The organism is Streptomyces sp. NPDC028928 (assembly GCF_055564915.1).
In genome coordinates, this window is sequence record NZ_JBVHVI010000010.1 from 110,871 (window position 1) to 131,131 (window position 20,261).

Annotated in this window: 19 protein-coding genes and 4 pseudogenes; 10 read left to right on the plus strand and 13 right to left on the minus strand. The window is 74.2% G+C overall.

The genetic code is table 11. From position 1 onward, the window contains the following. Position 1 precedes the first annotated feature (1 nt). Positions 2-595, plus strand: a complete 594-nt coding sequence (locus ACZ4U1_RS24135) for a histidine phosphatase family protein (RefSeq protein ID WP_467905863.1) — start codon at positions 2-4, stop codon at positions 593-595. A gap of 142 nt (positions 596-737) precedes the next feature. Beyond that, the gene (locus ACZ4U1_RS24140; RefSeq protein ID WP_467905865.1) at positions 738-2,201 is read left to right on the plus strand and encodes a membrane-associated oxidoreductase; all 1,464 of its coding nucleotides are present in this window, start codon (positions 738-740) and stop codon (positions 2,199-2,201) included. Here ACZ4U1_RS24140 and ACZ4U1_RS24145 read toward each other — a convergent pair. Continuing rightward, positions 2,188-2,577, minus strand: a pseudogene (locus ACZ4U1_RS24145) (sugar phosphate isomerase/epimerase and 4-hydroxyphenylpyruvate domain-containing protein); the annotation flags it as partial. The gene ACZ4U1_RS24140 and the pseudogene ACZ4U1_RS24145 sit on opposite strands and share 14 nt — an antisense overlap. Beyond that, positions 2,571-2,834, minus strand: a pseudogene (locus tag ACZ4U1_RS24150) (hypothetical protein); the annotation flags it as partial. The pseudogenes ACZ4U1_RS24145 and ACZ4U1_RS24150, both read right to left, overlap by 7 nt. 54 nt (positions 2,835-2,888) lie before the next feature. Between ACZ4U1_RS24150 and ACZ4U1_RS24155 the strand changes: the two are divergent. Together ACZ4U1_RS24155 and ACZ4U1_RS24160 are read left to right on the plus strand one after the other, a co-directional pair. Beyond that, a complete protein-coding gene (locus ACZ4U1_RS24155; protein WP_467905866.1) occupies positions 2,889-3,554 on the plus strand; it encodes a TetR/AcrR family transcriptional regulator in 666 nt (221 codons plus the stop codon). Positions 3,555-3,680: 126 nt separating this feature from the next. Beyond that, a pseudogene (locus ACZ4U1_RS24160) lies at positions 3,681-3,882 on the plus strand (MFS transporter); the annotation flags it as partial. 33 nt (positions 3,883-3,915) lie between these two features. Here the strand turns inward: ACZ4U1_RS24160 and ACZ4U1_RS24165 are convergent. Further along, positions 3,916-4,503 carry a TetR/AcrR family transcriptional regulator gene (locus ACZ4U1_RS24165; RefSeq protein ID WP_467905868.1) on the minus strand — a complete coding sequence of 196 codons (588 nt, stop codon included), beginning with the start codon at positions 4,501-4,503 and terminating at the stop codon, positions 3,916-3,918. Positions 4,504-4,606: 103 nt separating this feature from the next. Between ACZ4U1_RS24165 and ACZ4U1_RS24170 the strand changes: the two genes are divergently transcribed. Next, positions 4,607-5,485: an NAD(P)-dependent oxidoreductase gene (locus ACZ4U1_RS24170; protein WP_467905870.1), complete on the plus strand. Its 879-nt coding sequence runs from the start codon at positions 4,607-4,609 to the stop codon at positions 5,483-5,485. Between the two features lie 46 nt (positions 5,486-5,531). Here ACZ4U1_RS24170 and ACZ4U1_RS24175 read toward each other — a convergent pair whose 3' ends face one another. Next, positions 5,532-5,972, minus strand: a complete 441-nt coding sequence (locus tag ACZ4U1_RS24175; RefSeq protein WP_467905871.1) for a PPOX class F420-dependent oxidoreductase — start codon at positions 5,970-5,972, stop codon at positions 5,532-5,534. An 89-nt stretch (positions 5,973-6,061) separates the two neighbouring features. Between ACZ4U1_RS24175 and ACZ4U1_RS24180 the strand changes: the two genes are divergently transcribed. From ACZ4U1_RS24180 to ACZ4U1_RS24190, 3 genes are all read left to right on the plus strand, one after another. Further along, on the plus strand, positions 6,062-6,646 hold the full coding sequence (locus ACZ4U1_RS24180; protein ID WP_467905872.1) for a TetR/AcrR family transcriptional regulator: 585 nt from the start codon (positions 6,062-6,064) through the stop codon (positions 6,644-6,646). Beyond that, positions 6,643-7,995, plus strand: coding sequence for an MFS transporter (locus ACZ4U1_RS24185; protein WP_467905874.1), 1,353 nt, complete (start codon positions 6,643-6,645; stop codon positions 7,993-7,995). The genes ACZ4U1_RS24180 and ACZ4U1_RS24185 overlap by 4 nt, the downstream gene beginning before the upstream one ends. Positions 7,996-8,207: 212 nt before the next feature. Beyond that, positions 8,208-9,467: a serine hydrolase domain-containing protein gene (locus tag ACZ4U1_RS24190; RefSeq protein WP_467905875.1), complete on the plus strand. Its 1,260-nt coding sequence runs from the start codon at positions 8,208-8,210 to the stop codon at positions 9,465-9,467. Here ACZ4U1_RS24190 and ACZ4U1_RS24195 read toward each other — a convergent pair. The 4 genes from ACZ4U1_RS24195 to ribA all read right to left on the minus strand — a co-directional run bounded on the left by ACZ4U1_RS24195 (position 9,445) and on the right by ribA (position 13,548). Further along, positions 9,445-10,599 carry a saccharopine dehydrogenase family protein gene (locus ACZ4U1_RS24195; protein WP_467905876.1) on the minus strand — a complete coding sequence of 385 codons (1,155 nt, stop codon included), beginning with the start codon at positions 10,597-10,599 and terminating at the stop codon, positions 9,445-9,447. The genes ACZ4U1_RS24190 and ACZ4U1_RS24195 overlap by 23 nt on opposite strands. Next, complete coding sequence (locus tag ACZ4U1_RS24200) at positions 10,596-11,654, minus strand: saccharopine dehydrogenase (RefSeq protein WP_467905877.1); 1,059 nt, start codon at positions 11,652-11,654, stop codon at positions 10,596-10,598. The genes ACZ4U1_RS24195 and ACZ4U1_RS24200 overlap by 4 nt, the downstream gene beginning before the upstream one ends. Continuing rightward, positions 11,651-12,796 carry an NAD(P)/FAD-dependent oxidoreductase gene (locus ACZ4U1_RS24205; protein ID WP_467905878.1) on the minus strand — a complete coding sequence of 382 codons (1,146 nt, stop codon included), beginning with the start codon at positions 12,794-12,796 and terminating at the stop codon, positions 11,651-11,653. The genes ACZ4U1_RS24200 and ACZ4U1_RS24205 overlap by 4 nt, the downstream gene beginning before the upstream one ends. An 80-nt stretch (positions 12,797-12,876) precedes the next feature. Next, positions 12,877-13,548 carry a GTP cyclohydrolase II gene (gene ribA, locus ACZ4U1_RS24210; protein WP_467905879.1) on the minus strand — a complete coding sequence of 224 codons (672 nt, stop codon included), beginning with the start codon at positions 13,546-13,548 and terminating at the stop codon, positions 12,877-12,879. A gap of 39 nt (positions 13,549-13,587) precedes the next feature. On the opposite strand from ribA, the gene ACZ4U1_RS24215 reads away from it, so the two are divergent. Next, the gene (locus ACZ4U1_RS24215; protein ID WP_467905880.1) at positions 13,588-14,361 is read left to right on the plus strand and encodes a creatininase family protein; all 774 of its coding nucleotides are present in this window, start codon (positions 13,588-13,590) and stop codon (positions 14,359-14,361) included. A gap of 197 nt (positions 14,362-14,558) precedes the next feature. Here the strand turns inward: ACZ4U1_RS24215 and ACZ4U1_RS24220 are convergent. From ACZ4U1_RS24220 to ACZ4U1_RS24240, 5 genes and pseudogenes are all read right to left on the minus strand, one after another. Beyond that, a pseudogene (locus ACZ4U1_RS24220) lies at positions 14,559-15,494 on the minus strand (lysylphosphatidylglycerol synthase transmembrane domain-containing protein); the annotation flags it as partial. After that, positions 15,491-16,396 (minus strand): class I SAM-dependent methyltransferase, encoded by a 906-nt coding sequence (locus ACZ4U1_RS24225; protein ID WP_467906210.1) that lies wholly within the window; start codon positions 16,394-16,396, stop codon positions 15,491-15,493. The pseudogene ACZ4U1_RS24220 and the gene ACZ4U1_RS24225, both read right to left, overlap by 4 nt. A gap of 197 nt (positions 16,397-16,593) precedes the next feature. Further along, positions 16,594-17,772, minus strand: a complete 1,179-nt coding sequence (locus ACZ4U1_RS24230; protein ID WP_467905882.1) for a glycosyltransferase family 4 protein — start codon at positions 17,770-17,772, stop codon at positions 16,594-16,596. Continuing rightward, the gene (locus tag ACZ4U1_RS24235; protein WP_467905884.1) at positions 17,769-18,167 is read right to left on the minus strand and encodes a 6-pyruvoyl trahydropterin synthase family protein; all 399 of its coding nucleotides are present in this window, start codon (positions 18,165-18,167) and stop codon (positions 17,769-17,771) included. Before ACZ4U1_RS24235 ends, ACZ4U1_RS24230 begins: the two co-directional genes overlap by 4 nt. Before the next feature lie 116 nt (positions 18,168-18,283). Then, on the minus strand, positions 18,284-19,267 hold the full coding sequence (locus tag ACZ4U1_RS24240; protein WP_467905885.1) for a zinc-dependent alcohol dehydrogenase: 984 nt from the start codon (positions 19,265-19,267) through the stop codon (positions 18,284-18,286). Positions 19,268-19,374: 107 nt separating this feature from the next. Here ACZ4U1_RS24240 and ACZ4U1_RS24245 point away from each other — a divergent pair, with 107 nt between their 5' ends. Continuing rightward, positions 19,375-20,139, plus strand: coding sequence for a CDP-alcohol phosphatidyltransferase family protein (locus ACZ4U1_RS24245; protein ID WP_467905887.1), 765 nt, complete (start codon positions 19,375-19,377; stop codon positions 20,137-20,139). Positions 20,140-20,261 lie beyond the last annotated feature (122 nt).

Below are 20,261 nucleotides of genomic sequence, written 5' to 3' on the forward strand. Positions count from 1 at the left end.
CGTGGGCGACCTCCTGCTGGTCCGCCACGGTGAGACGGAGTGGAGCCTGTCGGGCCGGCACACCAGCTGGACCGACCTGCCCCTCACGGAGCACGGCGAGGAACAGGCCAAGTCCCTCGCCCCGCTCCTCACCGGCCGGACCTACGTCCGCGCGCTGGCCAGCCCGCTGAGCCGCGCGCTGCGCACCGCCGAACTGGCGGGCATACCCGGGATCGTGTCCGACCCCGACCTGCACGAATGGGACTACGGCGGCTACGAGGGCGTCACCACCGCCCGGATCCACCGCACCCGGCCCGACTGGGACCTGTGGACCGACGGCGTGCCGCCCGGCCCCGAGGGACACCCGGGCGAGTCTCCGGAGGAGATCGGCGCCCGCGCCGACCGGGTCCTGGCCCGCGTCGACGCGGCCCTCGCCGAGGACGCCGGCGATGTGGTCCTCGTCGCCCACGCCCACTTCCTGCGCGTCCTCACCGCCCGCCGACTGGGCCTGCCGCCCGCCGAGGGCCGGCTGTTCCAGCTGGCCACCGGCACGGTCAGCCGTCTGTCGACGGAACACGGCCGCCCGGTGATCGCGGAGTGGAACGTCCGGCCGTAACGCCTCACGACCCGTGCGCCCCCCGGCCCGCCGCTCTCGGCGGACCGGGGGGCGCACGCGTTCAACGGCACGCAGAGAACGGCTGATTGACCGTGTCCTGCCGGATTGACAGCCGCTTCCCCCTCGGGTGAGAGTCCCGCTGGTGGAGATCAACGACCTGACGGCGGCCGAGGAACGGGTGTGGCGGGCGTTCGCGCGCGGGGAGACCGTGGACTTCCGGGAGTCACCCGACGAGGATCCCGCCGACGGAGGGACCTGGGGATCCGAACGGAGCCTGCGCGCGGCAGTGTTGCGGGCGCTGCTGCTCGACGGGCCGCGGCAGGAGGGGGAGATACCGTCGCTCAGTGTGGCGGGCGCGCGGATCACCGGTCTGCTCGATCTGCAGCACGCGACGACCGACCATCCGGTACGGCTGCGGCACTGCCACTTCGACGAGGTCCCGCGGTTCTACGCCGCACGGCTGCGCGAAGTCAACCTCAGCGAGTCCGTCCTCCCCGGGCTGGTCGCCCACGCCGCGCACATCGACGGCATCCTGCGCCTGACCCGGACCCGGTTCACCGGCGTCGTACGGCTGGGCGGCGCCCGCATCGCCGGCAGCCTCTTCCTGGAGAGCGCGCAGGTGACCGCGCCCGGTGCCGAGGTGCCGGTGCTCCAGCTCAACCAGGCCTTTGTGGGCGCCGACCTGTCGGCGCCGGGCCTGCGGACACAGGGGCAGATACGGCTCAACGGCGCGACCGTCGCCGGGTCGCTCAACCTGAGCGAGGCACGGCTCGGCAATCCCGGGAACGCCGCACTCGACGCGCAGACGTTCACCGTCGAGGGCGACATGCTGCTCCGGCACGCCGAGGTGCGCGGCTGGGTGGGCCTGCGCGGGGCCCGGATCGCCGGGCGGCTCGACCTGTCGTACGCCCTCCTGTCGAATCCCGGCGGTTCGGCTCTGCAGGGCAGCAGTACGGCCATCGGCGAGCTGTGGCTGCGCAAGGCGCCGCCCATGGAGGGCACGCTCAATCTGCGCCGCGCGCAGCTGGACGTGCTGTTCCTGGAACCGGACTCGCTGCCCGAGGAGGTGCTGCTCGGCGACCTGACGTACACCTCGCTCGTCCCGCACGAGCCGGCCGAGCGGCGGCTGCCCATGCTGGAGCGGCAGCGCGACGGCTATGTCCCGCACACCTACGAGCAGTTGACGGCCGCCTACCGCCGGGTCGGCGACGACCACGCGGCCCGGCTGGTGCAGCTCGCCAAGCAGCGCCGGCACCGGCACACGCTCCCGTGGTACGGCCGGCTGTGGGGCCTGGTCCAGGACGTCACCGTCGGCTACGGCTTCCGGCCGATGCGGGCCGCCGGATGGCTGCTGTCGCTGCTGGCGATCGGGTCGGTCGCGTTCGCGCTGCACCATCCGCGGCCGCTGAAGGCGGGCGAGGCGCCGCCGTTCCACCCGGTGTTCTACACGCTCGACCTGCTGCTGCCGGTGATCTCCTTCGGCCAGGAGGGCGCGTTCGCACCGACCGGCGGCTACCAGGCCCTCGCGTACGTCCTCGTCCTCACCGGCTGGATCCTGGCCAGCACGGTGATCGCGGGCGTCACCCGTACGGTCAGCCGCCAGTGAAGCCGCGCACCGCGTGCTGGGCCGCCAGCCGCACCGGCGCGTTCGCGGCGCCGTACCCCTGGTAGCCGGGGTCGCGCCGGACCAGCTCGAAGAAGACCCGGCCGACGGTCTCGGTGTAGCAGTGCCGGAAGGCGCCGCCCGGCTCCCGGTCGTAGAGGATGCCGAGTTCGCGGTACGTCTCCAGCTCCCCGTCGGCGAACTCGTACCGGGCGGCGAGGTCGTCGTGGTAGTTGGCCGGCACCGGCAGCAGCCGTCCGCCGGCCGCCCGGACGGCGCGGGCGGCGGCCACCACGTCGTCCACGGCGAGGGCGATGCGGACGCTGCCGTCGGCGTTGGTGACGGCCCGGCTGCGCATCAGCCCGTACGGGTCGGCGAGGGCGCGTCCAGGTGCGGCACGACCAGCTGCTTGCAGGGGTGGGTGATGTTGAGCCCGTCGAAGCCGAGGTCGCGGGCGGCTCGGAGCAGGTCGCCGACCGCCTCCGGCGGCACGCCGAGGACGTCGGTGTCGAGCAGCCGGTACAGGTGGCGCAGGCCCTGCCGGTCCGCCTCCCGCTGGTGCAGGGCGGGGCTGAGCGAGGGCGGTACGGGTCCTGCGGAAGACCCCGCCGCGCGCGGGCGCCCTGCTTCTACAATCACCGGCACGCGAAAGAGCGCGCCCCCCGGCGCCTCACGGCCCGAAGGACAGCGATGACCAGCGTCGAAGAACCGGTACGACCCGGCGGGCGGGTGCGTGACGCCGCCCGCACCAAGGCCGAGATCCTCGACGTGGCGACGCAGGAGTTCGCACGGGCCGGCTACGACGGCGCCCGGGTCGACGAGATCGCCGCCCGCACCCGCACCACGAAGCGGATGATCTACTACTACTTCGGCGGCAAGGAACAGCTGTTCACGGCCGTGCTGGAGCGGGCGTACGGCGTGATCCGGGACGCCGAGCAGCAACTCGACGTCGAGCACCTGGACCCGGTGGCCGCGATCCGGCGGCTGGCCGAGCTGACCTTCGACCACCACGAGCGGCACCCGGACTTCATCCGGCTGGTCAGCATCGAGAACATCCACGGCGCCGAGCACATCGCGGCCTCCGAGAAGCTGGGCCGGATCGGCTCCCCGGCGCTGGACGTGATCCGCCGCATCCTCGCCGCCGGGCAGGAGTCCGGGCTGTTCACGGCCGACGTGGACGCGGTCGACCTGCACGCGATGATCAGCTCGTTCTGCTTCTTCCGGGTCGCCAACCGGCACACCTTCCGCGCCCTGTTCGGCCGGGACCTGGTGGACCCGGCGCGGCGCGAGCACTACCGGACCATGCTCGGGGACATGGTGATCGCCTACCTGACGGCCGAGCGGACGGCCGACTGACGCGTAACTAACTATCCAGCGGGTTAATTAGCTGCCGTAGCGATCTTGAAGGAGCACCGCCCTGCCCGTCCCCGCCCCTGCTCCCGCTCCGGCCTCCGCGGCCCCGGCTGCCGCCTGCCGGGCGAAGGCCGGTGGCCCGCCTTCTACGGCGAGATGTTCGCGACCCGGGTCCGGCTGTCCGGCCTGGCCATCGGCACGCAGACCGGCTTCGCGGTGGCCGCCGGCCCTCGCCGCCCTCACCGCGCGTGAGACGCACACGGTGCCGACGGAGCTGCTCGGGCAACGGTCCGGCCGGCCGGCGGTCCACCCCGAACAGGTGTCGGCCTGACCCCCGGACGCCACCGACCGGGAAACAGCGTGCTCAGGGGCGTACGGCGGCGTCCAGCAGGGGGCCAAGTTCCCGCACGGCCGTGGTGAGCGGCCGTACGTCCCGCTCCGCGCGGGCCATCAGGATCGCGCCCTCCAGGGTGCTGATCATGAGGGTGGCCAGGGAGTCGGCGCGGGCCGCGGGGACTCCCATGCCCGTCAGGGCCTCGGCGACCGGTGCCCGCCAGGTCGCGAACGCGGCGGCCGCCGCCTCCCGGGTGGAGTCGCCGGTGGCGCAGTCGACCGTGGCGGCGGCGACCGGGCACCCGGCCGTGAAACCGTCCGCCGCGTACTCGTCGGTCCACTGGGCGGCCATCGCCGCGAACAGGCCGCTCGGCGTGGGCTGCCGGAGTTCCGCGAGGAAGCGGGCGACGCGCTTGCCGGCGTACCGGCCCGCCCACTCGACCGCCTCGTTGACCAGCTGCTCCTTGCCGCCCGGGAAGTAGTGCTGGAGGGAGCCGCGCGGTGCGTCCGCGTGCGCGGCGACCTCACGCATGCCGGTCGCGGTGACCCCGTTGCGCCGGATGAGCTGGGCCGCGCTGAACACCATCCGCTCCCGCGGTCCGTGCCGCGCCTCGGTCATCTGCCGCCCTCCGTTCTCTCGTCGCCACTCTATGACCGCCGTCATAGCAGCGGCTACTATGACCGGTGTCATAGTCGATCCGTGGCGCGGAGGGCGGCCTGCCATGCACGTCGGATTCATCGGTCTCGGAGTGATGGGCCGCCCCATGGCCCTGCGGCTGGCGTCCGCCGGCACCCCCCTGGTGGTCTGGAACCGGACCCCGGAGCGCGCCGAGCCGTTGCGCGCGGCCGGCGCCGAGGTCGCCGCGGATCCCGGCGAGGTGTTCGCGCGGGCGGAGGTGGTGCTGATGATGCTCGCCGACGAGGCGGCGGTGGACGCGGTGCTCGGCCGGGGCACGCCCGGACCGGCCGCCCGGGTCGCGGGCCGGACCGTCGTCCACATGGGCACGACCTCCCCGGAGTACTCCCACGCCCTGGAGTCCGACATCCGCGCCGCCGGCGGCCGGTACGTCGAGGCGCCCGTCTCCGGGTCCCGGGTACCGGCGGAACAGGGGCAGCTGGTGGCCATGCTCGCCGGGGAGGAGACGGCCGTGGCCGCCGTACGGCCGCTGCTCGCGCCGATGTGCCGTGAGGCGTTCGTGTGCGGTGCGGTGCCCGGCGCGCTGCTGATGAAGCTGGCGGTGAACATCTTCCTGATCACCCAGGTGACCGGGCTGACCGAGGCGTTCCACTTCGCCGAGCGGCAGGGCCTGGACCGCCGGCTGTTCCTGGACGTCCTGGACGCCGGCCCGATGGCCAGCGCGGTGTCCCGGATGAAGGCGCCCAAGCTGCGCGAGCGGGACTTCGCGGTGCAGGCGGCGGCGCTGGACGTGCTGAAGAACAACCGGCTGATCGCCGAGGCGGCCCGCAAGGCCCACCTGGCCTCGCCGCTCCTCGATGTGTGCCACACCCTGTTCGAGGAGACGGTGGCGCGGGGCCACGGCGGCGAGGACATGGTGGCCGTGCTGCGGGCGATCGAGGCGCGGACCGCCGAGGCGCCGTGAGCGGGACGCCCTCGCGGCCCGGCTCCTCGGTTTCGGCCGTTCCGGGTCAGCTCTTCGGCGGGATGCCGTACGCCCGCTCGACGTGCAGCCGTACCACCAGGCGGCGGTCGCGGACCATCGCGGCCCGGTAGTCGTCCCAGTCCGGGTGTTCGCCGAGGACGTCCCGGTAGAGCCGGATCAGCTCCTCCACGGTGTCGTCGTGCGGGTCGGCGGCGACCGGGGTCAGCTCGGCGGTGCCCTCGGCGACGGTGTACGCCCAGCGGTCGTCGCTGGTGACGTGGTACGAGGCACGCGGGTCCCGGCGCAGGTTGCGGGTCTTGGCGCGGTCGTCGGTGACCGAGATCCGGATGACCCGCTCGTCGGGGTAGTAGGCGTGGCTGACGTTGGACAGCTGGGGGCGGCCGTCGCGCCGGAGGGTGACCAGTACGCCGGCGTGGCCTTCGGAGAGCAGGCCGAGCAGCGCGTCCTGTGTGGGGTCCTGAGTCATATCCGGGTCAACTCGCCGTGTCGCCCCGCGCATTCCCTGCCGGTCACGTACAGTAGACACTGTCTACGTCGAGCTGGTAGACAGTGTCTATGACTGATTCCGACGCGGGCCTGCGGGCCCGTCTGGTCGACGTGGGCGTGGAGCTGCTGGCCGCGGAGGGCGCACAGGCGCTGACCCTGCGGGAGATCGCCCGGCGCGCGGGTGTCTCGCACGGGGCGCCGCGCCGCTACTTCCCCACCCACCTGGAACTGCTGTCCGCCATCGCCCGGCGGGGCTTCGCCGAGCTGGCCGAGCGGGTGCACACGGTGCTGGAGCGGGAGGCTGGCGGCCCCCGCGCCCAAGTGGCGGCACTGGCGCGGACGTACGTGGAGTTCGCCCTGGAGCAGCCCGGCATGTACGAGCTGATGTTCCGTCACGATCTGCTGGAGAGCGGGCGCCTGGGGCTGCGGGACACGAGCCTTCCGCTGTTCTCCCTGCTCACGGAGCTGATCGGCAAGGCGGATCCCGATGCCGACGCCCGACGGGTGGCGGGCGCCCTGTGGGCGAACCTGCACGGTACGGCCCAGCTGTGGCGCTGGCGCAGTCTGCAACTCGCGCTGGACGAGGAGGACTTCGGTCCGCTGCTCGACACCGTCCTGGCCGCGCACCTGGGCGGTCCCGGGGGTGGCCGGTGAACCGGCCCTGGACGCTGGCGAGCAGCGTGGCAGGCGCGGTGGTCGTCGCGCTGGACGGTACGGTCCTCACGGTAGCCCAGCCCAGTCTGCACAGGGAGTTGCACGCGTCGTTCGCCGAGGTGCAGTGGACCAGTACCGCCTATCTCGTCGCGGTGGCGAGCCTGCTGGTGTTCGCGGGGCGGCTCGGTGACCGGTACGGGCATCGGAGGGTGTTCGGGCTCGGGATACTGGGCTTCGGCGCCGCCTCGCTCGGGATCGGGCTCGCGCCCGCGGTGGAGTGGGTGATCGGACTGCGGGCGGTGCAGGGAGTGTTCGGGGCCCTGTTGCAACCGGCCACGCTGGGCATGCTGCGGGCCGCGTATCCGCCGGACCGGCTCGCCTCGCCCCTGGCCGTGCGGACCGCCGCGATCGGGCTGGCGGCGGCCGCGGGTCCGCTGGTGGGCGGGGCGCTGGTGACCGGGTTCGGCTGGCGGGCGGTGTTCTTCGTCAACGTACTGCCCGCCCTCGCCTTCGGCCTGCCCGCCCTGCTGCGTCCCGGCTCCCGCCCGGCGTCCGCCCGGACCACTCCCCTGGACCTGCCCGGCGCCGTCCTGCTCGCGGTGGCGCTGGCCTGCCTGGTGTACGCGGTCACGGCCCGGCCCGTGTCCGCCGCGGGTCTCGCCCTGTCCGCGGTGACGGCGGCGCTGCTCGTCCGGCACGAGCGGCGCGCGGCGAGCCCGCTGCTCCCGCCCGAGGTGATCGGCTCGCGTGCGGTCGGGGCGGCGCTCGGCATCCTGGTCGTGGTCTCCGCGTCCCTGTTCGGCACGCTGTTCGTCGCCACGTACGTCCTCCAGCGCCACCTCGGCCTCGACCCCTTCGACAGCGCCCTGCGCAGCCTGCCGCTCGCGGTGCTCATGGTGCTGTCGGCTGCGCTGTGCCCCGCGCTGCTGCGCCGGTGCGGTGCGCGGGTGACGACGGCGGGGGCCACGGCGGCGCTCGCGCTCGGCGTGCTCGTCCTCTCCGGGACCACCTCGGCGCCTGCCCTGGGCTGCGGGTTCGCGCTGCTGGGCGCCGGCTTCGGCACGGTGATGGTGGCGGCCACCCAGGTGATCGTACGGCGGGCGGAGGTGACGACGGCCGGGGTCGCGGGCGGCCTGCAGCAGACCGCGCTGAACATCGGCCCGGCCGTGGGCGTGGCCGGGGCGACCGCGCTCCTGGCCGCGGGCACCGGACCCGCACTGCTCACCCTGGCGGCCACGGCGGCCCTCGCCGTACCGGCGACCCGCGCACTACCGGGCCCGACCGGCGTCACGTCCCCCACCCCCGCCCCGCATGAGCCCGCCCGCACGCCTGGCCCCGCCCGACGGTGAGCCCCTGCCGCACACAGCAAGGCACGCCCCCGCGACGCACGGCAGAGACCCCGACCGACCACTCCGCCCCCCGGCTCCAGCCGGGGTCATGTCGATCACACACGCCCCGGATGAGCCCGCCCGGGCAGGTGGTCCTGCGCGACGATGAGAGCCGGGAGCGGACCGGCGCGGCAGCCGGGGCGTACCGCGGGCGACGGGACCGGAGGAGAGCGATGGCAGAGCTGCGACAGGACGTGGAACCCTCGGAGGCGGGGCTGGACGCCGGGGCGCTGGAGCGCCTGGACCGGCACTTCGCCCAGCACGTCGACGCGGGGCACCTGCCGGGCTACCTGGTGTCGGTGGCCCGCGGCGGCCGGGTCGCGCATCTGACCACGTACGGTCTGCGGGACGTGGCGGCCGGGCTGCCGGTCGAGGCGGACACGCTGTGGCGGATCTACTCGATGACCAAACCGGTCACCGCGGTCGCGGTCCTGCTGCTGGTGGAGGAGGGCCGGCTGTCCCTGGACGACCCGCTCGACCGCCACCTGCCCGCCTTCGCCGACCCCCGTGTGTACGACGGCGGTGAGGGGGCCGCCGTACGCACCCGCCCGGCCGCCGGCCCGATCCTGATCCGGCATCTGCTCACCCACACCGCGGGCCTGACCTTCGGCTTCTACTACCGCCACCCCGTGGACGCGCTCTACCGCGAGGCGGGCCTGGAGTACTCGGTGCCGCCGGGCAAGGACCTCGCGGAGACCGTCGACCTGTACGCGCGCATGCCGTTGCAGTTCGACCCGGGCACCCAGTGGAACTACTCGGTCGCCTCGAACGTGCTGGGCCGGGTGATCGAGGTGGTCTCCGGGCAGCCGCTGGACGCGTTCTTCGCCGAGCGGATCCTCGGCCCGCTCGGCATGACCGACACCGGTTTCCACATCAGCCCCGAACAGGCGGACCGGCTGGCCGAGTTGTACGGCGAGACGGACGAGGGCGGGATCGAGCCGGTGCCGGGTCTGCCGGTGCGCGGCCGGCCGCGGTTCCTGTCCGGCAGTGGCGGCCTGGTCTCCTCCGCCCACGACTTCCACCGGTTCATGGAGCTGCTGCGCCGGGGCGGCGAGCTGGACGGCGTACGGCTGCTGGCCCCGAAGACCCTCGCGCTGATGACCCGCAACCAGCTGCCGGGCGGGGCCACCATCCGCTCCTTCGGCGCCCCGGCCCACCAGGAACCGAGCATGGACGGCCTCGGCTTCGGCTTCAACGTCTCCGTCGTCATCGACCCCGCGCGCACCCTGGCACCGTCCCACCCCGGCACCTACGGCTGGACCGGGGTGGCCACCACCGCGTTCTGGGTCGACCCGGCCCACGACCTGACCGTGCAGTTCATGACCCAGGTGCGCCCGAAGAAGCTGAAGGTCTTCCCCGAGCTGCGGCGGCTGGTGCACGCGGCGGTGACGGACCGGCCCGCCCGGCCGGCTACTGACCCAGGCTCAGTGTGAACTCCATTCCCTCCTCGGCGAGTTCGGCCAGCCAGCGGTCCGCGCGCTGGGCGCTCTCCGCCGCCCGGTGCAGGCCGGCCGGCAGGCTGCCGTCCAGGATGTGGCGGACACCGAGGGCGAGCGGGCGGGAGACGCAGCGGGCCATCGCGGACTCCTCGGCGTCACCGGTCAGGTCCAGCAGGTAGGCGCCGGTCCAGGGCCGGCCCTCACCGGTGTCGACCTCCAGGGCGACGGAGAGCACCACCCGGTCGCGGTCGGCCTCGGTGGTCGGGTGGGCCGCCGCCAGTTCCCGGGCCAGCGCGGCGATCCGCTCGTCGTCGCCCGCCGTCAGCTCCTCGAAGACCGGCTGCCAGGCCTTCAGCCAGCCGTCCAGCCGCAGGGTGCCCCGCACGAAGGTGCGCGGGGTCCAGGCGTCGGGCAGCCCGTACTGGTCGATGAAGGGGATGCTGTCGCGGTTGGGGTACGCCTCGAAGGTCTCGCCGTCCAGGACGAGCGGCCGGGTCGCCTCCCAGGGGCGGTCGGCGGTGGTCTCGGTGCCGTCCTCCAGGTAACGCGCGGGCGAGCGCAGGGCGCCCAGCACGCCGAGCGGGGCCCAGCTGAAGCGGTAGCGGAAGTCGTTCGGCTCGGCCGGGACGCCCCCGCAGTAGGAGGTGAGCCGGTAGGCGGCCGGGGTGTGCTCGCCGATCCGTGCCCGGGCCCGGCCGATGAGGCTGTGGGCGAAGAGGTGGTCGATGCCCGGGTCCAGGCCGGCCTCGGCGAGTACGACCACGCCCGTCTCCCGGGCCGCCGGCACCTGCGCCAGCACCTCCGGGGACACATAGCTGGAGCAGGCGAAGTGTGCCCCGGCGCGCACGCACGCGGCGAGCAGTCCGGCGTGCTCCGGCGCCGGCAGCATCGACACGACGACGTCCCCGGGCTCCAGCGCGGCGGCGAGGGCGTCCGGGGTGAGGGCGCGGGGCTCGGCGTGCCCCGTCAGGCCCAGGCCGGCCAGCGCCTCGGCCGCACGGTCCTCGGTGCGGTGCCACAGCAGCACCCGGCCGGCCGTACGGCACAGCCCGGCCAGGCCGCTGCCGGTGGAGAGTCCGGCGCCGATCCAGTGGACGGTGCCGCTCGCCGGGACACGGTCAGTCATGACGGCAACTCCCTTTGCTCGATGCCGAGTTCACGGCAGGCCTGGTGGAACCGGTCGAGACAGCGGCCCCAGGCGCCGCCCGGACCGAAGGCGAGCAGCTGCGGCAGCAGGGCGGCCGAGAAGTCGGCGCTGGACTCCAGGGGCAGCAGGGACGGCAGGTTGTCGATGGCGATCAGGTCGAGCGTCGGCTCCTTGCGCAGCCGGCGCACGGGTTCGGTCCAGTCCGTCGTACGGTCGTAGACCGGCAGCACGTTGAACGGGGAGCCGACGTCACAGGTGACGTCGCACAGGGTGCGCAGCCGGCGGGCCGGGGAGTCCAGGTCCTCCTCGCGCAGGAACGGCGGGACCAGGCTGGTGGCGAGGACCGCGTTCACCAGCACGTCGTGCCCGAGCAGGGCCTCCCGGTCCAGAGCGCGGGTCTCCGCGAGGTCCCAGCGGGTCGCCTCGACGCCCGCGGTGCGGAAGGCGGCCGAGGCGCCCCGCCCGCTGCGGCCCAGGGCGCCGATCACCAGCGCCGTGAACTCCGCGTCCCGGGCCCGGGGCCGCAGTGCGGCGTCCAGGTCGTCCTTCGTCGTGGGTGTGAGCGGTGCCCTCAGCCGGCCCCGGTGCTGGAGCACGGCGAGGGCGGCGCCCAGATAGCCCGCCCAGAAACCGAAGGCGGCCAGCCGGCGGCCCTCGTCGTCCACCAGGTACTCCAGGTCCAGCAGCGCCCCGCCGCCGGCCGCGAACCGGCGCAGCAGCTCGGCGGCGCCCGGCTGCTGCTTGTAGGCGTGCCCGAAGAAGATGTGCCGGTGCGGCAACTCGGCCGGTTCGTCCGGGAGTTCCTTCAGGCCGAGGATCACGGCGTCCCGGGGTGCCGTCACCCAGGAGCCGGCCGGGGCGCGGCGGCAGCCGGACGCCTCGTACTCCTCTACCGGGAAGATCCGCTGCGGTGACTCCTCGACGGTCAGTATGACCCCGCTGTCGACCAGCCGGCGGGCGTCGGCGGGCACGACGGGCGTGCGCCGTTCGGTCGTACGGGGCTCGTGGCGCAGCCACAGGTGCAGCTCGGTCATACCAGGTTGGCCTCCGGGCGCGGGGCGTCGGCCGCGAACCGGCCGGCGCTCAGCGGGCTGATGTCCAGGAAGGGTACGCGGCCGAGGTACAGGTCGCGGATCACCTCGCCGACGGCGGGTCCCTGGAGGAAGCCGTGCCCGGAGAAGCCGGTCGCGTACAGGAAACGGGAGACGGAAGTCGCCTCGCCGATCAGCGCGTTGTGATCGGGGGTGTTCTCGTACAGGCCCGCCCAGCCTCCGGTGCGCCGCAGCTCCAGCAGGGCGGGCGCGCGCCGCTCCATCGCCTCGGCGAGCCGCGGGATCCAGCGGTCGTGGGTGTCTGTGGCGAAGCCCGGCCGCTCGTCGGGGTCGGACATGCCGAGCAGCAGGCCGGGTCCCTCGCGGTGGAAGTAGAGGCTGGTGGTGAAGTCGATGGTCATGGGCAGGGTGGGCGGCAGGCCCGGCACCGGTTCGGTGACGGCGATCTGCCGGCGCAGCGGTCGTACCGGAAGATCGACGCCCACCATGGCGCCGACCGCCCGGGACCAGGCGCCGGCCGCGCAGATCACCGTGCCCGTCTCGATCCGGCCGAGGGTCGTGCTGACCGCGGTGATGGTGTCGCCGTACAGCTCGATGCCGGTGACCTCGGTGTGGCGCAGGATGCGGGCGCCGTGGGCGCGGGCGGCACGCGCGTAGCCGTGCACGACGGCCTCGGGGGTGCAGTGGCCGTCGTCCGGGGAGTAGGCGGCGGCCAGCAGGCCGTCGGTACGGATCAGCGGGGAGAGCCGGCGGGCCTCCTCGGGGGTGATGAGGCGGCTGGGCACGCCGAGGGAGTTCTGCAGCCGCACGCCCGCCTCGAAGGAGGCCACCTGCTCCGGAGTGGAGAGCAGGAACAGATAGCCGGTCCGGTGCAGCCCGATGTCCTGCCCGACCTCCTCCTCGAAGCGGCCGAACGCCTCCAGGCTGCGGGCGCCGAGCCGGATGTTCAGCTCGTCAGAGAACTGGGCCCGCACGCCGCCGGCCGCCCTGGAGGTGGAGCCGGCGGCGAGTTCGTCCCGTTCGGCGAGGACGACGTCCCGTACTCCGGCGCGCGCCAGGTGCCAGGCGATGCTCGTGCCCATCACCCCGCCGCCGACGATGACCACCTCGGCCCGAAGGTTCACCCGCCGCCTCCTTCACCGCGCCGCACGCCTGTCGCCTGATCCTTTCCGGAACTCCGCCCGCCGAACCGGCGACCGGGCCTTCAGGAGCCGTGGGCGACGGCGTCCAGGTGCGGCAGGTGGTGGTCCATCCGTTCCCGCTTGGTCCGCAGGTACGTGATGTTGCTCTCGCACGGCTCGATCAGCAGCGGCACCTGCTCGGCGACCTGGACGCCGTGCCGGACCAGTGCCTCCCGCTTGCGCGGGTTGTTGGACATCAGCCGCACCGAGCGCACCCCGAGGTCGCGCAGGATCTCGGCGGCGACGCCGTAGTCGCGGGCGTCGACCGGCAGGCCCAGCGCGAGGTTCGCCTCCACCGTGTCCAGGCCCTCCGCCTGCAGCGCCATCGCGCGCAGCTTGGCGAGCAGGCCGATGCCGCGGCCCTCGTGCCCCCTCAAGTAGACGACGATGCCGCTGCCTTCGGCGACCACCGCGCGCATCGCGGCCTCCAGCTGGTCCCCGCACTCGCAGTGCCGGGAGCCGAACGCGTCCCCGGTCAGGCACTCCGAGTGCAGCCGGGTCAGCACGTTCTCGGAGCCGATCTCGCCGTACACCAGGGCCACTTGCTCGTCACCGCGGTCGTGGTCCAGGTAGCCGATCGCCTGGAATTTGCCGTACACGGTGGGCAGCGGTGCATTCACTACGCGTTCCGCACCCGAACGCCGCGGGGACTTCTTGCCGAGAACGCCGAGGTTCGAGCCGGTGTTTTCTGTCATGATCTGATTCCTAAAGCAGAGACGAAAGGCCGTGAAAAGATGAGTGGTTCGGGCGCGCGGGCGGCGTACGGGGTGGTGGGCGGCGTACTGCCGACGGACACCACCGAGGACGTACGGACCCGGGGGGCGGGCGTGTCAGCACAGGTCGCCGTCCTTCCCGTCGGGAGCTTCGAGCAGCACGGTCCGTACCTTCCGCTGGTCACCGACACGCTGGTGGCCTGCGCCGTGGCGCGGGAGATCGCCGCCGCGTACCCGGTGCACCTCCTTCCTCCGCTGACTGTCTCCTGCTCGCACGAGCACGCGGCCTGGCCGGGGACCGTCAGCATCTCCGCCGTGACCCTGCACGCGGTGGTCTCGGACATCGCGGCGTCGCTGCGCCGCTCGGGCGTGGACGCGCTGGTCGTGGTCAACGGGCACGGCGGCAACTACGTGCTGGGCAACGTCGTCCAGGAGGCCTCCGCGCGCGGTGAGCGGATGGCGCTGTTCCCGGCCGCCGAGGACTGGGAGACGGCGCGGGAACGGGCCGGGGTGGTCACCTCGCTGCTCACCGACATGCACGCGGGAGAAATCGAGACCTCGATTCTGCTGCACGCTCACCCCGAATTCGTCCGCTCTGGCCACGAGTCCGCCGATTTCACCGCCGACGACCGTCGTCATCTGCTCACCCTGGGAATGTCCGCCTATACCGAATCGGGCGTCATCGGCCGTCCTTCCCTGGGCTCGGCGGAAAAGGGAAAGGAACTGCTGGCGAGCCTGGCGGAATCCTTCGAGCCGTATTTCGCGCTGCTCACCCCGGCCGCCGAGCCGGAGTAGTCCGGTACGACCGCCTGCCGGCCGGGACCCGTGGGGGCGGCCCCGGCCGACGGGCGGTCGCCGGGCGGCAGCCCGCAGGCCGAGGCGGTGTTCCCGGTGCGTACGGTCGCGTACCAGCGCCGCAGCAGGACGGCGGCGCCGGGCAGGCTCGCCACGAAGCTCAGGACGCCGTAGACGACGGCGACCGCGACGCCGGTGTCCGCGCCGAGCCCCGCCGCGCCGAACGCCCAGGCGGTGACGCCCTCGCGGGGGCCGAAGCCGCCGACGTTCAGCGGCAGGCCCATGGCCAGCAGGGCGAGCACCGCGAGCGGCAGCAGCACCGGGACCGGGGCGGCCGAGCCGGCGACCCGGGCCGCCACGACGAACGTGGCCAGGTGACCGGCCAGCACGAGCGCGGAGGACAGCGCGACACCCGGTCCGCTCGTCCGGGACGCGAGACCCGCACGGGCCTCGCCGAGCGTCCGGCGCAGGGCGCCGCCGCGCCCGCGGTCCCGCGGGCGGTTCATCCGGACGGCGAGGACGACGGCAATCGCCCCGACGGCGGCCAGGGCGAGAAGCGGGGCGAAGCCGCGGACGTCGGCGCGCACCGGCGACGGCAGGGTCAGCAGCACCACCGCGCCGGCCACGGCCAGCGCGATCTGCCCCGCGACCCGCTCCAGGACCACCGCCTTCACCCCGCGCCGCACATCACCGGCGCTCTGCCCGTGCCGGACCGCCCGGTGCACATCGCCCAGGATCCCGCCGGGCAGGGCCGCGTTCAGGAACAGCGCCCGGTAGTAGTCGGCGACGGCGGGTCCGAGCGGCAGCCGCAGCCGCAGCCCCCGTGCCACCAACTGCCAGCGCCACGCGCTGAACACGGTGGTGACCGCGCCGATCCCCACCGCGGCCAGCACCGCGACGGCGTCGATCCGCCGCAGCCCGTCCAGCAGCGGCCCGGTGCCGAGCCGCCACAGCAGGGCACCGAGGATGACGACGCCGACGGCGGTGCCGAAGTGGGTGCGCAGGGCGCGGGAGTTCAGCCGCCGGGGCGTGGGGGGCAGGGCGCCCGCGGGTTCCACCGTGCGGGGTGCCGGCGCGGGTGCCGGGCACGCGGCCGTCACGGTGTCGGTGCGCAGGGCCGCCCTCGTGCTCATGCCGCTCCGTCCGTCGGTCGGGGCAGGGCCAGCAGGTCGCTGTGGTGGACGGTGACCCGCAGGGTGCCGGCCGCGCAGGCGGCGAGCCGGTCGTGCAGGTACCGCTCGGCGCGGTCGCGCAGCTCCGGGCGTTGTTCGACGGCCGCGCCCACCCAGCCGCGCAGCCACTGCTCGGTCAGCGCGGCCTCCCCGGAGCCGAGCCGCCACGGGCTCGGGTGCACCCGGACCGTCGCCCCGCGCTCGGCGAACACCTCGCAGGCCACGGTGACCGCGTCGGGGCCGAGCAGCCCGGAGCGCCGCTGGTGGGCGTTGAACGCCTCGGCGATCTCGGCGTCCAGCGGATCGCCCGGGGCGAGTTCGACGCGTCCCGCGACGGAGAGGGTGAGCAGGGCCGGGCAGCCGGCGCCCGTACAGGCGTCCGCCAGGGCCTCGATCTCCTCCCGGGTGAGGACGTCGAGCAGTGCGGACGCGGTCACCAGCGAGGCCCCGGCCAGCGCGTCCGGGGTGAGCCGGGCGACGTCGCCGCGCCGGGTCTCGACCGTGACGCGGCTGCCGTCGGCGGCGGAGCGCGGGGAGGCCACGGCCGCGAAGTGCAGCAGGTAGGGGTCGCGGTCGTGCAGGACCCAGTGCTGGGCGCCGTCCAGGCGGGGCGCCAGCCAGCGGCCCATCGAGCCGGTGCCGCAGCCCAGGTCGTGCACGACGTGTCCGCCCGCCCGGCCCGGCAGGTTGGCCAGCCGGATCCGCAGCGGGTCGAGCAGTTCCGCCGCGCGGGCCGCCGCGTCGGCGCCTTCCCGCAGCTGGAGCCACTCGGGCGCGTACCGCGGCGGTTCCTCCGGGTCACCGTCCCGCAGCCGTACGGTGGCCCGCTCGCCGGGGCGGGTCACGGGCCCGGCACCGGCGATGACGGAGTCGGCGGTGCCGTCGGCGGCAGAGCCGTCGGTCCCGGCACCGGACTCCCCGCCGAGGACCTGCGCACCCTCTGTGACCACAGCCGGCTCCTCCTCTCGGCGGGACTCCCCCGCGCCGGGCCCCGGCTGAGCCGGAATCAACCCCTGCGAACCGGACCGGACCGGCACCGCCTCTTCTTCCCGCACCCCGCTCATGCCGCCCTCCTCGGTGGTTCCGGAAGCCGCCCGAGGACTCCCGCCAGGCTGCGGGCGGTGGCCGCCCAGCCGTCGAGCGCGGCGCGCCGGCCGCGGGCCGCCGCCTTGAGGCGGCGTCGTACGTCGGGTTCGCCGAACCAGCCGCGCAGTTCGGCGGCGAGCGCGGCGGGGTCCTCCGGCGGGACGAGGATGCCGGGCACCCCGCCGTCCGGGGCGCGGCCGACCGCCTCCGGCAGACCGCCGACGTCGGTGGCGAGGACCGGGATGCCGCGGGCGAGGGCCTCGGTGACCGCCATGCCGTAGGTCTCGGCGTAGGAGGTGAGGACCATCAGGTCGGCCGCCGCGTAGGAGGCGTCGAGGTCGGCGCCGGAGCGCGGGCCGGTCAGGTGCAGGCGGTCGGCGAGGCCGTACCGGGCGATCAGCTCCCGCAGGTGGGCGACGTACGCGGGATCGTGGCCGAGGCCGCCGACGCACTCGCAGGTCCACGGCAGGTCCCGGACCGTCGCGAGCGCCTCCACCAGCCGGTGCTGGCCCTTGCGCGGGGTCACGGCGGCCACGCACAGCAGCCGGGAGACACCGTCGGTGCCGGGTGCGAGGGGTGCGATGTCGGCGCCGGGCGCGGCGACGTGCACCCGGTCGGGAGCGAGGCCGTGGTGGGAGACGAGCCGGCGGACCGCCCAGTCGCTGGTGGCGATGACCGCACCCGCCGCCCGCAGCACCGCCCGCTCGCGGCCGTCCAGGTCGGCGGCGACGGCCGGGTCGAGGCCGGTCTCGTCACCGAGGGGCAGATGGACCAGGACGGCGAGGCGCAGGCGCTGCGCCTCGGGGACGACGGTCTCCGGCACCCCGCAGGCGACGAGCCCGTCGAGGAGGACCACCGTGTCGTCCGGAAGGTCCCGCAGCGTGCGGGCGAGCGCCTCGCGGGCGGCGGCGTCCGGGCGCGGCCAGCCGCCGGGCACGGCGTGCCGGGTGACCTGCCAGCCGAAGCCGGGCAGGTCCAGGCAGACCCGGCGGTCGTAGGCGTTGCCGCCGCTGGGCGCGGCCGGGTCGTCCACGCCGCCCGGCATCACGAAGTGCACACTGCGCAGGGACATGGGGATGATTCCGGCGATCTCGGCGGCGGGCTGCGCGGGCACGTAGGTGAGGCGGGCCCGCTCCACGGTCAGGTCGGTCACAGGTCACGCTCGTAACTCGCCCAGGCGATGTGCGACTCGTGGAGCGTGACGGTGATCCCGGCGAGGCCCTTGGCGCCCTCGCCCAGCCCGCCCTTCGCGATCCGCTCGGCGAGCCGGTCGGCGATGACCTTGGCCAGGAACTCGGTGGAGGTGTTGACGCCCTTGAAGTCGGGTTCGTCGTCGAGGTTGCGGTAGTTCAGCTCGGCCGTGATGGTGCGCAGTTCCTGCGTGGCCAGGCCGATGTCGACCACGATGTTGTCCTCGTCCAGCTGCTCGCGGCGGAACGTCGCGTCCACGAGGAACGTGGCGCCGTGCAGGCGCTGCGCGGGCCCGAAGACCTCGCCGTGGAAGCTGTGGGCGATCATGATGTGATCGCGGACGGTGATGCTGAACAACGGACGACCCTCCAGGTGCGGCGCGTCTGGCCCCCCGGCCCATGCCCGCCGGGGGATGCCGTGTAGTACGGCTCTTCGCTTCCCCGTGTTCAGCCGTTCCTCACTCTTTTCTCAGGTCAGGCCGGTCCCGGGTAGCGGACCCGGTGGCACAGGGCGGGGATCTCACCCGACGCCAGCTTGGGCATGACGTCCGGGAGTTCCTCGAAAGCGCTCTCCCCCGTGATGAGCGCGTCCAGCGCCGGGTCGGCGAGCAGGTCCAGGGCGAGCGCCATCCGGTCGGCGTAGGTGCGGCCGGGCCGGGCGGACGGGGAGACGGTGCCGACCTGGCTGCTGCGCACGGTGAGCCGGCGGGAGTGGAAAGCCTCGCCGAGCGGCAGGGTCACGCTCCGGTCGCCGTACCAGCTCAGCTCCACGACGGTGCCCTCCGGGGCGAGGAGTTGCAGGGCCCGGGTGAGGCCGGCCTCGCTGGCGCTGGCGTGCACGACGAGGTCGCAGTCGCCGAGGGCGTCGGCCGGGGCGGCGAAGTCGACGCCGAGCGCCTCGGCGGTCTTGGCGCGCTCCGGGTCGGCGTCGACCAGTTGGAGGCGGACACCGGGGAAGCGGGCGAGCAGCGCGGTGACCGCGCAGCCGACCATGCCGCCGCCGACCACCGCGATCCGGTCGCCGACCAGCGGTGTCGCGTCCCACAGGGCGTTCACGGCGGTCTCGACGGTCCCGGCGAGCACGGCCCGTTCGGCGGGCACCCGCTCGGGCACCACGGTGACGGCGCTCACCGGAACGACGTAACGGCTCTGGTGCGGATACAGGCAGAAGACGGTACGCCCGATCAGCGCAGCCGGGCCCTGCTCGACCACGCCGACGCTGAGGTAGCCGTACTTCACCGGGCCGGGGAAGTCGCCCTCCTGGAACGGCGCCCGCATCGCGGCGTGTTGGCTCTCCGGTACCCCGCCGCGGAAGACGAGCGTCTCCGTGCCCCGGCTCACCCCGGAGTACAGGGCACGCACCAGGACCTCGTCCGCGGCGGGCTCCGCGAGGGTGATGTCGCGCAGCTCGCCGTGGCCGGGCGAGCGGAGCCAGAACGCGCGGGCCGAACGGTTCATCGGCATCCTCCTGAACGATCGGGAAGTTGTTCACGTACCGAGTTGTGCACAGGCCGCGCACAGTACGCGGCGTTGATCGACTCTGTCACTCGGCCGGAGGGTGTGCGGTGGCCCTGAACAACACGTATGACGCGAGGCTCCAGCAGGAGACCGCTGTGGGAGCGGGCGTGCAGCTCCTGCTGCTGGCCCTGCTCGGTTCGGCGATCGGCATGGGGCCGGCCGGCTGGCTGACGGGGCTCGCCTTCGCGTTCGCCACCTGGGCGGTCCTCTCCCGGGCCGTGCACCGCTCCCGGCTGCGCTCCTTCGGTCCCGCCAACCGGGTCACGCTCGGCCGGGCCACCCTGGTGGGCGGGGTGACCGCGCTGGTCGCGGACTCCTTCGAGAGCGCGCCGCCGGTGACGCTGCTGGTCGCCCTGACCGCGGTGGCGCTGCTGCTGGACGGCGTGGACGGCAAGGTGGCCCGCCGCACCGGCACCTCGTCCGCGCTCGGCGCGCGTTTCGACATGGAGGTCGACGCGTTCCTGATCCTGGTGCTCAGCGTGTACGTGTCGGCGCAGCTCGGGCCGTGGGTCCTGCTGATCGGGGGCATGCGCTACGCGTTCGTCGCCGCGGCCCGGATCGCGCCCTGGCTGACCGTCCCGCTGCCGCCGTCCTTCGCCCGCAAGACCGTCGCCGCGATCCAGGGTGTCTGCCTGCTCGTCGCGGGCGCGGACCTGCTGCCCCGCCCGGCCAACCTGGCCATCATGCTCCTGGCACTGGGCTCGCTGGTGTGGTCCTTCGGCCGGGACGTGCTGTGGCTGTGGCGCACCTCGCGGACGCCGGTGGAGGCGCCGGCGGAACAGCCGCAGTTGCTGGAGCTGGCGGCGCGCTGAGCGACACGCGTGTGGAAGGGCCCGGACCGGCTGCCGGTCCGGGCCCTTCCCCAAGCCTGTTCCGGAGCTCCCCGTTCCGCCCCCGCAGTCCTTCTCGTCCCGCGACCCTCGGCCCTCCCCAC